The organism is Streptomyces sp. NBC_01431 (assembly GCF_036231355.1).
In the GTDB taxonomy this organism is placed as follows: Bacteria; Actinomycetota; Actinomycetes; order Streptomycetales; family Streptomycetaceae; genus Streptomyces.
The window spans coordinates 316,673-330,901 of sequence record NZ_CP109496.1; the positions used below are offsets into that span (position 1 = coordinate 316,673).

Annotated in this window: 12 protein-coding genes and 4 pseudogenes; 9 read left to right on the forward strand and 7 right to left on the reverse strand. The window is 69.8% G+C overall.

The annotated features are described in order from the left end of the window. Positions 1–152 precede the first annotated feature (152 nt). A complete protein-coding gene (locus OG522_RS01665; protein WP_329461107.1) occupies positions 153–1,055 on the forward strand; it encodes a LysR family transcriptional regulator in 903 nt (300 codons plus the stop codon). Between the two features lie 54 nt (positions 1,056–1,109). Then, complete coding sequence (locus OG522_RS01670) at positions 1,110–1,499, forward strand: LysR substrate-binding domain-containing protein (protein WP_443074645.1); 390 nt, start codon at positions 1,110–1,112, stop codon at positions 1,497–1,499. A gap of 223 nt (positions 1,500–1,722) precedes the next feature. Here the strand turns inward: OG522_RS01670 and OG522_RS01675 are convergent, their stop codons facing one another. Further along, complete coding sequence (locus tag OG522_RS01675; protein ID WP_329461108.1) at positions 1,723–1,935, reverse strand: hypothetical protein; 213 nt, start codon at positions 1,933–1,935, stop codon at positions 1,723–1,725. Between the two features lie 139 nt (positions 1,936–2,074). Beyond that, positions 2,075–2,683, reverse strand: coding sequence for a helix-turn-helix domain-containing protein (locus OG522_RS01680; protein ID WP_329461109.1), 609 nt, complete (start codon positions 2,681–2,683; stop codon positions 2,075–2,077). Between the two features lie 142 nt (positions 2,684–2,825). Here OG522_RS01680 and OG522_RS01685 point away from each other — a divergent pair, with 142 nt between their 5' ends. Together OG522_RS01685 and OG522_RS01690 are read left to right on the forward strand one after the other, a co-directional pair. Beyond that, positions 2,826–3,812 (forward strand): alpha/beta fold hydrolase, encoded by a 987-nt coding sequence (locus OG522_RS01685; protein ID WP_329461110.1) that lies wholly within the window; start codon positions 2,826–2,828, stop codon positions 3,810–3,812. Between the two features lie 260 nt (positions 3,813–4,072). Then, positions 4,073–4,834 carry a class I SAM-dependent methyltransferase gene (locus OG522_RS01690; protein ID WP_329461111.1) on the forward strand — a complete coding sequence of 254 codons (762 nt, stop codon included), beginning with the start codon at positions 4,073–4,075 and terminating at the stop codon, positions 4,832–4,834. A gap of 1,291 nt (positions 4,835–6,125) precedes the next feature. Here OG522_RS01690 and OG522_RS01700 read toward each other — a convergent pair. The 5 genes and pseudogenes from OG522_RS01700 to OG522_RS01720 all read right to left on the reverse strand — a co-directional run bounded on the left by OG522_RS01700 (position 6,126) and on the right by OG522_RS01720 (position 9,900). Beyond that, entirely contained in the window at positions 6,126–7,103 is a 978-nt protein-coding gene (locus OG522_RS01700) for a transposase (RefSeq protein ID WP_329461112.1), read from the reverse strand. Beyond that, complete coding sequence (locus OG522_RS01705) at positions 7,027–7,422, reverse strand: hypothetical protein (protein WP_329461113.1); 396 nt, start codon at positions 7,420–7,422, stop codon at positions 7,027–7,029. Before OG522_RS01705 ends, OG522_RS01700 begins: the two co-directional genes overlap by 77 nt. A 523-nt stretch (positions 7,423–7,945) precedes the next feature. Then, a pseudogene (locus OG522_RS01710) lies at positions 7,946–8,170 on the reverse strand (amino acid permease); the annotation flags it as partial. Between the two features lie 275 nt (positions 8,171–8,445). Continuing rightward, positions 8,446–9,174: pseudogene (locus tag OG522_RS01715) on the reverse strand (sensor histidine kinase); the annotation flags it as partial. Between the two features lie 218 nt (positions 9,175–9,392). After that, positions 9,393–9,900: pseudogene (locus OG522_RS01720) on the reverse strand (response regulator transcription factor). A gap of 483 nt (positions 9,901–10,383) precedes the next feature. Between OG522_RS01720 and OG522_RS01725 the strand changes: the two are divergent. From OG522_RS01725 to OG522_RS01745, 5 genes and pseudogenes are all read left to right on the forward strand, one after another. Beyond that, positions 10,384–10,854 carry a pyridoxamine 5'-phosphate oxidase family protein gene (locus OG522_RS01725; RefSeq protein WP_329467445.1) on the forward strand — a complete coding sequence of 157 codons (471 nt, stop codon included), beginning with the start codon at positions 10,384–10,386 and terminating at the stop codon, positions 10,852–10,854. Between the two features lie 69 nt (positions 10,855–10,923). Continuing rightward, positions 10,924–11,037, forward strand: a pseudogene (locus tag OG522_RS01730) (IS5/IS1182 family transposase); the annotation flags it as partial. 365 nt (positions 11,038–11,402) lie between these two features. Next, positions 11,403–12,269, forward strand: a complete 867-nt coding sequence (locus tag OG522_RS01735) for a helix-turn-helix transcriptional regulator (RefSeq protein WP_329461114.1) — start codon at positions 11,403–11,405, stop codon at positions 12,267–12,269. Next, positions 12,266–13,165 carry an aldo/keto reductase gene (locus OG522_RS01740; protein WP_329461115.1) on the forward strand — a complete coding sequence of 300 codons (900 nt, stop codon included), beginning with the start codon at positions 12,266–12,268 and terminating at the stop codon, positions 13,163–13,165. The genes OG522_RS01735 and OG522_RS01740 overlap by 4 nt, the downstream gene beginning before the upstream one ends. A gap of 129 nt (positions 13,166–13,294) precedes the next feature. Continuing rightward, positions 13,295–14,071 (forward strand): alpha/beta fold hydrolase, encoded by a 777-nt coding sequence (locus OG522_RS01745; protein WP_329461116.1) that lies wholly within the window; start codon positions 13,295–13,297, stop codon positions 14,069–14,071. Positions 14,072–14,229: the final 158 nt, after the last annotated feature.

The following is a 14,229-nucleotide window of genomic DNA, read 5'->3' on the forward strand; positions in this document are numbered from 1 at the left end:
CTCCTGTGTTCGGCCGGACACGTCCGACTTCGAATTGACACTCGGATCGATCGATCCCGGCTTGCGCAGGCTAGGGCTTGATGCGCGGTCGAGGGAAAGACCGGTACGGAATAGACTCAGAACGGATCGTTATCAATCGGCGGGGAGGGCACATGGCGCCGGATACGGTGAGCCTGCGGTACTTCCTGGTGTTGGCGCAGGAGTTGAACTTCACCCGCGCGGCCGCACGCATCGGCATCGCACAGCCCGCACTCAGCGCCCGGATGCGCCGATTGGAGGCGGAACTCGGTACAGCCCTACTGGTCCGCAACACGCGTAGCGTCGTATTGACCACGGCCGGTGCGGCTTTGGCGGAATCCGCGCCGCCCGCGCTGGCGGCGCTGGACCGGGCGTGGGACACCGCCCGGAGCGCGGCGGCCGGTGAACTGGGCACGCTGCGCATCGGATACAGCCTCAGCACCGGGGCCGGGACGACACCGGCCTTGGTGGACAGGCTGATTCGCAGCAACAGCGGACTCGAGGTCGGTGCGGTCCCGATGGCGACACCGGAGATCTCCCCCGCGGTCGCCGACGGCCGCATCGATGCCGGGATCACCCGCGGTGAACAACCGGGCCGTGGCGTGCGCCGGTTCCTGCTGCGTCGTGCGCGCATCGGAGTCCAGCTGGCGCAGCACCATCCGCTGGCCGAACACCCGGAGATCGAGATCGCCGATGCGGCCGTATATCCGCTGCGACTCCCGGACCGTGCGGCCAACCCCGTGATCCACGATCAACTGTCCGCACTGTTCCGAGACACCCGAGTACACCCTCTATTCCACACGCCCGCAGTCTCTTTCGACATGTCTCAGCGCGACCTGCGCGACGGAGTCACCCTCGCCCCGGCCGGAGAAGCCGCGGCCGCGGCACAACCAGCCGGTCTCACCTGGCGACCGCTGCGAGGCGCACCCAGCCTGACGATCCACCTGGTCCTCCCACGCGAGCAGTCGCCGCTACACCGCCGCATCCGTGCCGTCGCCAAAACCCTGGCGCACGAGCTGCACTGGCTGCCGGACTGACGCCCAAGAGGTCAAGCGAGACGGACGCCTGCGGTACTGATCTCCGCTACCCGCGTGCTGGCCCTCTCCACCCGGCACCCCTTCGCGAAGAGGCCCTCCGTCCGGGTCGACGACCTCGCCGGGGACAAGGTGCTCAGTCTCTCGGGGCCCGTACCGGACTACTGGCTCGACCATCTCCTGCCGCGCACGACTCCGGCGGGCCGTCTCATCGAGCGCGGTGAGCGGGCGGTGACCCGGCAGGAGCTCCTAGCCCTGGTCGGGGCGGGACGCGGGGTGCATCCGGCCGCCGCACACGAGATCAGGTACTACGCCCGGCCCAATATCGCGTACGTCCCTTTCGACGACGCTCCCCCGCTGGAGTACGGCCTGGTGTGGCAGGCCGCAGCGGACACGCACCGCATCCGCGCCTTCGCCGAGACGGCGGTGGAAGTGGTACGGCGGTAGGGGGGCCGTCTGTGCGGAGTGCCGCTGATCCGGCCCAGGTGAGTGGCCCAGTTCGAGGAACGTTTCGCCCCTCTCAGACAACCGCGAAGCTCACCCCGGGCGATGCCCCCTGGCACACAGCGGCGGCCCCCGGCCAAGGCGTCTGGTTGGGGGCCGCCGCGCGCGTACTGAATGGAGCCGGAGAATGGCTCGGCGAGTCCGATGTCGGCGGGACGCCGACCGATCAACTGGTGAGCACTTCCACGATCTGGGCCTGGTTGCGGTCGATCTTCTTGTCCAGGGCCTCGACCTTCTGGCCGAGGTTCCCGACCTGGAGGCGCACCGCCGTGAGGTCGGACTTGATGATCCCGAACCCGCGGGCGTGCTGCCGCGCCACCTCCTCGAAACGCCGGGTCAGGGCAGCGAACTCGCTGGGGGCGATGGAGTCCTCAGGCACCCATCACTCCTGCCAAATCAACAAAACCGCAGATGAGGGACTTCCACGCCAACCCGCTCTCGACCGAGGCCGTGAAGGGTCCGAGGCATGCAGAGGGTGGGTGGCTGCACCAAGTCGGGACGGCATGAGGGCATGCGGGCTACCGGGCCCCGCGACCGGCGGTTGGGGTCCGCGGCCGCAGTCGTTCTCCCTGCGGCCCGAACAAGATCAGGTACTCGACCGGCCCGCCGGGGCCGGCGTTCGCCACCCCGTGCGGGGTGCGGGTGTCGAACTCGGCGACGTCTCCGGCGGTCAGGACAAGATCCTGGTTGGCGAGCGCGAGCCACAGTCGCCCGTACAGGACGCACAGCCACTCGTAGCCCTCGTGCGATACCTGCCGGGGCCGTACGGGCGGATCCTCGACGGCGGGCAGCACGTGCTTGTGGGCGTGCAGGCCGCCAACGTACCGGGTGAGCGGCAGTACCACCTTGTCGTCCCCGAAGCTGTGCGGCGCCGTGCTGCGAGGCTCGACGGCGCGGGCGAGGGCATTACCGGCCAGCTCGTCCAGGGAGATGCCGTACTCCTTTGCCAGCTGCAGCACGACCTCCAAGGTGGGCTTGCGCCGCCCGGTCTCGATCCGCGACAGCGTGCTCGGCGAGATGCCGGTCGCACAGCTGATACCGGCGAGCGTGGCGCCGTGCTGCTCCCGCGCGGCTCGCAGCCTGGGCCCCATCGCCGCCAGCGTGCCGTCCAGGTCGTCGCCTGCCATCGTTCCGCTCCTTCCAGCCACCCACCGCTCAACCCCCTGTCCTGCGATCTTGCCAGAATGGCAATGCCGATGGCGGCGCGAGGCCGCCGCGCCGCATGATCGACGGGTAGCCGCATCCGCCCGTTGAACCGAGGAGAAGCCCATGCAGCCCGAGCCGACCGCCGAGCTCCGCCACCGCACCATAGAGGCCCCGGCCGGCCGCCTGCATCTGGTCGAGCAGGGCACCGGCCCGCTGGTCCTGCTTGTGCACGGCTTCCCCGAGTCCTGGTATTCCTGGCGCCACCAGCTCCCGGCCCTTGCCGCCGCCGGCTACAGGGCGGTGGCGATCGACGTGCGCGGCTACGGCCGCTCCTCCAAGCCCGCCGCGACCGGTGCCTACCGGATGCTCGACCTGGTGCAGGACAACGTCGCAGCGGTGCGCGCCCTCGGCGAGGAGAGCGCGGTGGTCGTCGGCCACGACTGGGGATCCAACATCGCCGCCTCCGCGGCGCTGCTCCACCCCGAAGTCTTCCGCGCCGTCGGCCTGCTGAGCGTCCCCTACGCGCCGCCGGGCGGTCCCCGCCCCACCGACGTCTTCGGCCAGATCGGCGGCCCTGAGCAGGAGTTCTACGTCTCCTACTTCCAGGAGCCCGGCCGGGCCGAGGCGGAAATCGAGCCCGACGTCCAAGGCTGGCTCGCCGGCTTCTACGCGGCACTGTCCGCCGACACCATGCCCGCCCAGGGCGAGCCCGACCCACACTTCGTCGCCCCCGGCGGCCGGCTCCGCGACCGCTTCCCCACCGGCCCGCTCCCGGCCTGGCTGAGCGAGGACGACCTCGACGTCTACGCCGCGGAGTTCGAGCGCACCGGCCTGACCGGCGCCCTCAACCGCTACCGCAACATGGACCGTGACTGGGAAGACCTCGCCGCCCACCGCGGAGCCCCGATCAAGCAACCGTCCCTGTTCATCGGCGGCACCCTCGACGCCTCCACCACCTGGATGGCCGACGCCATCAACGCCTACCCCACCACCCTCCCCGCCCTGTCCGCCTCCCACCTGCTGGAAGGTTGCGGCCACTGGATCCAGCAGGAACGCCCCGACGAGGTCAACCGCCTGCTGACCGACTGGCTCACCGCCATCCACGGCTGAACCAGACACACCGAGCAACCCGGCCCCGGACGCCCCGCTCGCACAGGCGGTACGGCCCTATCACAGGTGAGCCCCCTCGCCTGCCAACTGGAACACACCGCCCGACAGATCCAGTGCCGTGTCAGAACGTTTGCCTGCCGCTTTGTCGAGTGGTCTAGCTCCAGGGTGCATGGCGGCGCGGCAAGGAAGAGGTTTCCTGACGCGGCGCTACCGTTATGCGGGTGACAGGAATCAATGCCGACCGGCGATGGTCCGAATCTATGCCGACGGCCTATGAGCAGTACCTCGTGCCGGTGGTCTTCCGGCCGTTCGCCGAGGATCTGACCGCACGGGCGGCGGCACTCCACCCTCGGCGAATCCTGGAACTCGCTGCGGGAACCGGCGTGTTGACAGCGGACCTGCTCGCAGCGGCACCCTCGGCCGAGGTGACGGCCACCGACCTGAACGTGGCCATGGTCGCTCTCGGGTCGACCCGGGCTCCGGGCGCGGTGTGGCGGCAGGCCGACGCGCAGCAACTGCCGTTCCCGGACGGAGGTTTCGACCTGGTGGTCTGCCAGTTCGGTGTGATGTTCTTCCCCAACCGCGTTGAGGCCTTCGCCGAGATCCGCCGGGTGCTGGCCCCGGGCGGCCGATTCCTGTTCAACACCTGGGGCCCACTCGGGAGGCACGGCTTCGAAGTCGCGCTGCAGGCCGGTCTGGAGCGGGCCCTTCCGGTCGACCCGCCACGCTTCTTCCAGACGGTTCCGCACGGCTATGCCGACCCCGCTGTCGTGGCCGCTGATCTAGCGGCTGCCGGGTTCGCCGTCGAGGACGAGCAGGAGCTGACGCTTGAGGGCCGGGCCGAGTCGACCGCCGACCTTGCTACCGGGTACCTCACGGGGACACCGGTGCGCGCGGCCGTTGAGGAGCATGGCGACGAACCGGCTGTCCGGGCCATCGTCATCGAAGAGATGACGGCACGGCTGGGCCCGGGTCCGGTCACCGCCCCGATGACGGCGTACGTCTTCCAGGCCGCGGCCTGAACCGAGGACGCACCTGCGCAGGGGATGGGCGTGAGTCGGTCTCGACGGGGCGCGTCACACGGACGCCTGTCATCAGGCAACGTTCGCCCTGGTGACGACCATGTGTAACCGTTCGTCGGCGTCGTGCTTGTTCCGCCAGATGATGTAGCGGCGGATCGTGCTGCCGTGCTCTTTGTGGCTGGCGTGGTCGGTGCCGTCGGGGGCGAGTAGCGCAGTCCCGCTCGACGTCAGCTTCTGGCCGGAGCCCGGACCAGGTACAGGATGCGTGAAGGGTGAGGGCAGCTCTGCAGCGAACCAACCGGGTGGGCCTCGATGTAGACGACGACTACGCGTGCTGCCTGGGAACAGCTGTGTGTCGACGTTCACGTAACTTCTAGGGGTGCCCGCCCTCGCACCCGCTGATCGTCCACATCGGCGACGCAGCACAGGCACCGTGACGATCCACCGGCTCGTCCAGGCCCTACGTTGGGGCCCTGGACGATCACGGCAAGCACCCCCGCGCATTGCTGGTGAGGAACGTCCACCGGCGGGTCCCGGTGACCCCTGGCGCCAGCAGCCATCCCCGCCCTGCCTCGCAGCATGATGGCGACGATCACAACAAGGTTTCCTCCCGGCCGACAACACCCAGCCGGGTTCCCCCAACTCCCGCGGCCAGCAAGCGAACCTGTGAAGGCTTGACAATCACCAGAAGGGGTGAACAGGACGACTCCCCTTGGCAGTTGAGGCGTCAAGGCCCGCAAAGCGGGCATCCGGTTGGCATGACGTTCGTAATGCTCTCGATCCCACCGCTCATCATGGCCGTCATCCTCACCTTCAGCCCCGGCCGCGCCCAGCGCCACCGGCACCGCCGCAGCCACTGACCAGAAGCGCCAGATCCACCCCGGGCGACGGCCGCAGGTACTCAGACCGCTGTCGGCCAGATCCTGAACGACCTTCACGGATCTACGCACGCCGATGAGATCACCGCTGGGAGGGCGAGGCAGCCGGTGTCACGATTGCTCTGCCAGTCCGCAGCTACCCCTACCAGGTAGGCAAAGGCGCGCAGCTCCAGGAGGCACCCCGCCCCGGCCTGAGCCCCATTCGCACCATGCCCGCCCCGCGACGCTCGCCGGCGGGCCTGCTGAAGCGACTGGCCGAGGTGCCCGACCCCGCGATCCGCGCGGCATACGGCGCACTCTGGTCGTTGTGCTCGTGCTGACCGCGGCGCGGTTCTGGCCGGAGGCCCCCTGCCGGCATCGCCACCCTGCGGGGCTCTGGCGAGGGCCCGATCAGTGGAAGGCACAGTGCTGGCTCACCACCTGGTCGAGTGCGTGAGACGCCGGGCAGGGGTAGTGGTGCATAGTGAGGTGACCCCCGGAGTGACTCTGCTGGTCTTTTCACGGTGATGAGAGTGAGAGGCGGAGGGTGTCGAAGCGTGAGGTCCAGCTGCCGCCGAGTGGGGTTCCGGAGAGCCATGCGTCGATGCGGACGAGGTTGAGGGCCATCGCGGTGAGTACGTGTTGCAGGTGGGTTTTGGCAGTCCCCTTGAGCGGGCGTGGTGGATGTCGCATCGGCGGGATGCCTGGGACATGGTGCCCTCGATTCCCGAGCGCAGGGCATATTGCTTTCGCCAGGCGTCAGTGGACTGCTCGGCACGCAGGCGCTGTTGGGCCTCGAACTGCGGGCGGGGTCGGAAGGTCAGGGACCGGGCATTGACCGTCGAGCGTGTGCAGCGGGCGCGCTGCGGGCAGGGGGTGCAGTCCGGGAGACGGAAAGTGACCTGGATGGTCGGCAGTCCGTCGGCACTGATGGACTCGCGCCAGTTGCGGCTGGTCGCGCCGGTGGGACAGGTGACATGACGCTGTCCGAAGTCGACGGTGAAGTGTGTCAGGTCGTAGGCGTCCGGGTCACGGGTCTGCCACTGGTGGCCGGCTGGGACGGGACCGAACAAGTCGACGCCGTGGACGGCAGCGGCATCGAGGATGTGGTCGACACTGACGTAGGCGGCGTCCACCAGCTCCCGATCGGGCAGCAGGTCGGCGGCGGCCAGGTCCGCATGGCGAGCGGTGACGGTCTCCACATCGCTCAAGGTGGCTGCGGTCGTGGCGACATGGACGATGACATGGGGCCGGTCCGGCTCGCAGACCTCGGTGAAGTGTCCCTTGAATCCTCGCCAGCCCATGCCCCGCTTGATGCCGTAGCGGGCGTCGGTGTCATACGGACTGCCGATCGCGGTCGCGCTGGGCGGAAGGTCGCTCTTGCCGCGCCAAACGGTGTCTGTGCTGGTCACGGTAGTGCTGCTGGACCCAGACCTGGCGCAGGACCTGCAGTGCGGGAAGCTCGCAAAGCCAGGCCGGGGCGGTGGGGCGATGGACCGCGTCCAGGAGCCGGTAACCGTCGGCGCCCACGGCGGTGGCCAGTGCGGTGCGGGCAGCCTCAGACTGGGGCAGCCGGTAGTCGTCCGCGCGCTTCGCGTACCGGTCCCACCAGGCGGCCGGGGCGTGTTCGAGTAGCCAGACCGGGGCGGCGACCGCCAGGGCTTCCAGGGCCGCGCGCATCGTCTCCATCGCCAGTTCCAGGCGGTTCAGCAGGCGGACCGCGGCGTGCACGTGGGTGGCGTCGGTGCGCTGCCGCCCGCCCCGCTCGAGCAGCCCGTGTTCTCGCAGGTGCCGCAGTTCCTCCTGGGCCTGCGGTTGGAGGACCCCGGGTTCGATGCCTCGGTACTCAGCGAGTTCCGCACTCGTCTGACCAGCCAGGATTCCAGTCCACCCGCCCTCGCACGGCCTCCGCGGCCTGGCGGTCCGTCAGGCCCTCGGCGTACCATGACCAGCCGGGCCGGCGAGGTAGCAGGATGCCCACGGGTCGCGAACAGGTGGGCGAACTGCTCATCGACGAACACCTCGCCCAGCGCGTCACGCATCCGGATCGCCAGCGAGCCCTTCGGGAACGCGGCCCGCGCCACCTGCTCCGTCAACGCCGGAACTTCATAACCGGGCCTGGACCACAACGACATCACGGATCACCCCACCGGCTCCCCGCGAACGCCTATCCGCCCTCACTGTCCCGCCCTCACGAAGATCACGCAAGACTCACCGTGAAAAGACCAGCAGAGTCACCACGGGGATCACCTCACTCGCCGAACGCCTCACGGGCGTAGACATAGGGGCCGCCGCTTGCCGCGACACGCTTGGACAGCGCCCCGAAGGTCAGTGCCAGGGCGAGTGCGCCGAGCGGGACGGCGACGAACGCCACCAGTGAAATGGGTCCGTACGGTGCGAGAGCCGACGGCAGAGCGAAGACACCGGTACCGATGATGCTGCCGACCACCAACGCGGTGGCCGCCGGCAGTCGGAGCAGGGTCTTCGTACCGGGAGAACCGTCCGCCCCCGCTTCGCGGGGACGTTCGGATTCTCGTGGGGTCACGGGCATGACAGCGCTCCTTGTTACGGCCGGCCCAGCAGACGAGTCGATCTACGACTGATCCTGCTGCGCCAGGAGCTTCCCGCTCAGTGGCCACCAGTCCCCCGCGGGAGGCCGATGGTCCCTATGATTCGGTTCCGTCCGGGCCGCCGGGCGTCGAGCCGTCGCCCCTGCGCGACGTCGCCGCCGGACGACAGGGCCTGCCTCTCCCACACCGGCACCTGCCACACCAAGGTGGTGCCCCCGCCATCCGGGCAGGTCCAGGTGAATGCGCCGCCCCAACTGCGGGCCCGTTCCGCCAGGTTGGCCAGTCCGCTGCGGCGTCCCCCGGCCGGGATGCCCACGCCGTTGTCAAAGATCTCCAGCCGCGCCTCGCGTCCGTCCGTCCCGAGCGCGATGTCAGCGCGGCTCGCCCGCGCGTGCCGGGCGGTGTTGGTCAGGGCCTCGGAGAGGACGGCCACCATGTTGTCGGCTGTGTCCCGCGATACGTGGGTATCCAGCAGACCTTCCATCCGCAGACCGGGAGCGAAGCCCAGGACGGGCGCGGCTTCACCGAGCGCGCGTACCGCACGGGCGCGCAGACCAGACCCGGAGCCGCTCTCCCGCGCACGGAGACCGAAGATCGTTGACCGGATGATCGTGATGGTTTCGTCCAGGTCGTCCACCGCGCGGGCCACCCGCTCGGCCGCCTCCGGGTGTTCGATGAAACGCCCCGCGCTCTGCAGCGTCATCCCGGCCGCGAAGTGCCGCTGGATCGCCAGGTCGTGCAGGTCCCGGGGGATGCGGTCGCGATCGTCCAAAAGGGCCATCTGCTCGGCGGTCCGGCGGCGCTCAGCGAGTTCCTGCGCGGCGAACGCCTCGAGCGGCGCTGTCTCCTACTCGGAGAAGACGGCCTGGCCCGCTACGCGGACCAGGAGCACCACCCCCCGCACGTCATCGCCGAGCGTGGCAGCGGTTCTCAGCCGCGTGGGAGCCGATCGGCGACGTACGTTGATGCCCACGCGTACGCTCACGTCCGTCGCCCCCCGAGGATGTCCCGCTGGTGTCTGTGCCATCACCTGCGGGCAGGCAGCGGGCCGGGGCTTGGGTCGTACGGGGAGCAGACGGCGGGACCTTCGGCCCGCGGCACCGTCCGTGCCGCGGGCATCGAGGGCCGGTGTCAGCTGCCCTGCTGCCGCATCCGGTCCTGCGCCTGGGTGGCGATGACGGCGGCCTGGATGCGCCGTTCGACGCCGAGCTTGGCCAGCAGCCGGGAGATGTGGTTATTCACCGTCTTCTCCGCGAGGTAGAGCCGCTGACCGATCTGACGGTTCGTCAGTCCTTCGCCGATCAACGCCAGGATCTCCCGCTCGCGTTGGGTCAGTCCCGGCAGGGCGTCCGGCTCCTCCTCCTTCTGCTGCCCGCCGCGCAGACGCGCCATCAGCCTGGTGGTGGCGCTCGCGTCGCACGCCGTCTCCGTCCGGCAGGCGCACGTCGAGGACCGCTACCTGCGGGCGCAGCGCGGGCACGCGTACCAGCGCCTGCTCGACCGTAGCGGCCTCACCTACCACGGTGATGTCGGGTTCGTCGTTCAGCAGGTCGTGCACCCCCCGCCGCACGACCTCATGGCCGTCCAGCAGAAACACCCGGATCGGATGCTCAGGGCCGGTCCGCTCGCCGTCCGCCATGCCATGCTCCTCGTCACGTCTTGGTGCCGGCGCCCGTCAGCTGGCACAACCGGCGTACGACCTGAATCTTTCTCGCCACCGAACCCAAAGACCAGGGCCGGTCGGCCCTCACATCCCTCCCGAGGCCGTCGCGGTCGACACCTACTCGGCCCGGACGGACGGGCATGTGTTCCCCCTCGTCGACGAGTTCCCGCCGCGCGTCGGCCGGCGCCCAGAGGGACCGATCGGGGCGTAATCGGGGCCGACCGGCCCTAGTGCTCCATGCTCGTCCGACGTTCCATCGGGAATACCCCTCCACACGCGACTCGTCGAATGCCCGGCGCTTGAGGCTCCGTGACCTCCGATGACCGCTCCAGCCCAGGAAGGCAGAACACGCGCCATGTCATTCCGGCCCACCGTCCGCCGGTGCGACCAGCCTCCCCCAGGCACTGGCAGGTTTGCCCACAGCACGCTCTGCACCGTTTGCCCGTGCGGAACTCCGTCATGAGCGCCGAGCGCCCCCGGCTCGCGGGCGGACCCTGCCGGAGCGTCGAATTGAGCGCGACCGAGGCCCTGCGGCTGCTCGGCAGCGTGTCCCTGGGAAGAATCGTCTTCACCCGGCACGCCCTGCCAACCGTTCGCCCGGTCAACCACGTGCTGGACGACGGGGAGATCGTCATCCGTACCCATGAGGGAGCGGCCCTGAGCGCCCACGCCCGACAGGGCGGCGCGGAAGGAGTTGTCGTGGCCTATGAGGCGGACTCCATCGACCCCGACACACACTTCGGTTGGAGTGTCGTCGTCACGGGGTATGCCCGGTTGATCACAGATCCAGGTGAAGTCGCACGATATCGGACGATGCTCAGTCCGTGGGGGACGGAGACTATGAACCACACGGTCCGGATCCACCCCGATCTCGTTACCGGTCTCCGGCTCGCACCCCACGGCATCGACCTGCCCGAGGTCGCCGAGTGAGCGCGGGAAGGCTGACCGGTCACACCGCAGGGGCGCTCTCGGTAAGCGCCCCTGCGGTCACCCATCGCTCAGGCGCTCGGACGCTCCCGGGGCGGGCTGAGTACCAAGGGCCATCTGGCCGCGGACAGCGGCGCACAGCCTCTGGGTTTCACCGTCACCGCAGGCCAGGCAGGTGACGCACCCACCTTCGAGACGGTCCCGCATCCGCGTGCCCCGAAGCGACCCGGGGGCGGCGGCGGACCACGGGCGGGGCGAGGGTGCTGGGGAGTTGGCGCTCTGGGCGGCGCCCAGTGTCACGGGGACCACGAGCGCCATGGCGCTCAGGAGGGTGACGAGTCGTGTCCTCGAGGGGCTGGCCAGGTCGGGGTGCCCTGCCCGACGACAGGGCCGCGATGAAGGGGTACGGCCGGCGCACGATCCGCCTCTCGAAGTGCGGTAGCGGCAGGCCGGCCAGCAGGTCACGGAGCCGGTCCGCGTCGAAGCGACCCTTCCCGGGTGGGTGCAGCGCACCCACGCCCCGGCGACCGTCGCCGAATAGCGTGGCTGGCATGGAAAGTGAGAACGAACTCGGCGACTACCTGCGTGCCCGTCGCGCGGCGGTCGCACCGGCGGATGTCGGCCTGCCCGACGACGGGCCCCGGCGGGTGCCGGGGCTGCGGCGTGATGAGGTGGCATTACTGGCCGGGATGAGCACGGACTACTACATCCGGCTGGAGCAGGGCCGCGAGCGGCACCCGTCGGAGCAGGTGCTGCGGGCGATCGCCGGGACACTACGACTGGACGACGCGGCGACCGCCCATCTCTTCCGGTTGGGCCTGTCCGTCGTCGGGACGGTGGCTGCCGCGAGGACCGTCGCTCCTGAGTTGCTGCGGCTGATGGACGGCATGCGTGATGCGCCGGCCTTCGTGGTCGGGGCGGCGCAGGACGTGCTGGCGGCCAACGCGATGGCGCGGGAGCTGTACCGCGGTTTCGCCCGGTACGACAACCTGCTGCGGATGATCTTCCTCGATCCCTTCGCGCGTGAGTTCTACGCCGACTGGGACCACGCGGCGAGGATCGCGGTGGGCAACCTGCGGGCGTCCTCCTCGCAGTTCCCGCAGGACGAGCGGATCGAACGGGTCGTCGGCGAGCTGAGCGTGCGCAGCCCCGCCTTCACGGGCCTGTGGGCGCGCTACGAGGTCCGTCCTCGTACGCACGAGGACAAGCACTTCCGGCACCCGCGGGTGGGGGAGATACGTCTGCACTTCGAGGCGCTCGCCGTCACCAGCGCCCCCGGACAGCACCTGTCGGTCTACAGCGCGGAACCCGGCAGCGCCAGCGCCGACGCCCTGGTCCTGCTTGGCCGACTGTCCGAGCAGGAAGCGACCCTGACGGACCGGACCGATCTCGCAGAAGAAGGAGAATTCCGATCATGACCGCGTCACTGGCCGACGCCGTCGGCACCTTCGAGATAGCCGGAAAGAAAGTCGCCCGTCTCGGCTTCGGCGCCATGCGCCTGACCGGACTCGGGGTGTGGGGTGAACCCGACGACCGTCAGGAGTGCGTCCGCGTGCTGCGCCGCGCCGTCGAACTCGGCGTGCAGCTGATCGACACAGCGGACTCCTACGGCCCGTATGTGAGCGAGGAGATCATCCGGGAGGCGATCCATCCCTACCGCGACGACGTGCTGATCGCGACCAAGGCCGGGCTGACCCGCAACGGGCCTGATGTGATCAGGACCAACGAGGGACTGGTGCGCCTGGGTCCGGCGGCGTGGCCGCCGGTCGGGCGCCCGGAGTACCTGCGGCAGCAGGCCCTGATGAGTCTGCGCCGGCTCGGCGTGGATCACATCGACCTGTTCCAGTTGCACCGCGTCGACCCGAAGGTCCCGTTGGAGGACCAGGTCGGCGAGTTGAAGAGGCTCCAGGACGAGGGCAAGATCGTCGCGGTCGGACTGTCCCAGGTCACCGTCGGCCAGATCGAGCAGGCTCGCGCGATCGTGGAGATCGCCACCGTCCAGAACCGCTACAACCTCACCGACCGCAGCTCCGCCGACGTCCTGGAGTACTGCACCCGCCACGGCATCGGCTTCATCCCCTGGGCGCCGGTGGCCGCCGGTGAGCTGGCCCGCCCCGGTGGCCCGGTCGACCGGATCGCAACATCTCACCACGCCCGCCCGTCGCAGGTGGCGCTGGCCTGGCTGCTGGCCCGCTCCGGGGTCGTGCTGCCCATCCCCGGTACCTCCAAGGTTGCGCACCTGGAGGAGAACCTGGCGGCGGCGACCCTGCGGCTGAGCGACGCGGAAACCGACGAACTGACCGCCGCGACGTGACAGCCGCCCCAGGAAGGCAGGTCTCCCGCGCCTTCGCACCGTGAGTCGGCTGTCTTCCCGTTTCCGTCTCCCACCCCTTTCCCATCGCCTGTTCCCACTGCCTGTTCCCACCGAAGAAAGATGCTTGCCATGCTGCTGCCCTCCGATGAGACGGGCCGAGGCCGCCCTGTGGTCCTGCTGCACGCCCGTCCCACCGACCGAACCATGTGGGGCGCCCACCTCCCTCTGCTCGCCGACGCGGGCGTGCGGGCCATCGCCCTGGACTTGCCCGGCCACGGCGACGCGGTCGTGCCCGAAGACCGTGAAGTCGCCCCCTGGACAGATGTACTCGACACGCTCGACCACCTCGGGGCAGACCGCTTCGTCCTGGCCGGGAACTCCCTCGGCGCCCTGGTGGCGCTCCAGGCCGCCGTCACGGCACCCGAGCGAGTCGAGGGCCTGGTGCTCGTCGGGTACCGGCCCCACGACCAGCCGGCCTCCCCACGTCTGCAAGCCGCCTGGGACGCCGAAAGGACGGCGCTCGCCGCCGGAGACCTGGACGCAGCGGTGACAGCCGGCGTCGAGGCGTGGACCTCGGCCGGCGCGACCGACGAAATACGCGCTCACGCGGCGCGTATGCTCCGCGGCCAGCTCACCGAACAACTCGCCCATGGCGAGCCGACACTGGCGGCGGACCCGCTCGGCGAAGGAACGGCAGCGCTGCGCACACTGACCGCTCCCGCCTTGGTCGGCGTCGGTGAACACGACATGCCCGACTTCTTCGAGGGTGGCGAGGGACTGGCCCGCGACCTCGACGCAGGCGAGACCGTGATCATCCCCGCCGCGGGGCACCTCGCGCCGTTGGAACAACCCGCTGCATTCTGCACCCTGCTCCTGGACTTCATCCGCCGTCTCCCGGAGCGGTAACACCGAACTCTGCACCCGAGTCCGAGCCGCTCTGCCGGAGGAGCAGGCCGCCCGCCAGGCCAGGATCCTCCCAGCACGATACGGTCACCGCGGCCGCACACCAGCAGGGCCTCCCCCAGCGGGTCCTCGACCAGCTCCACTCGGCAGTCCAGGGCACG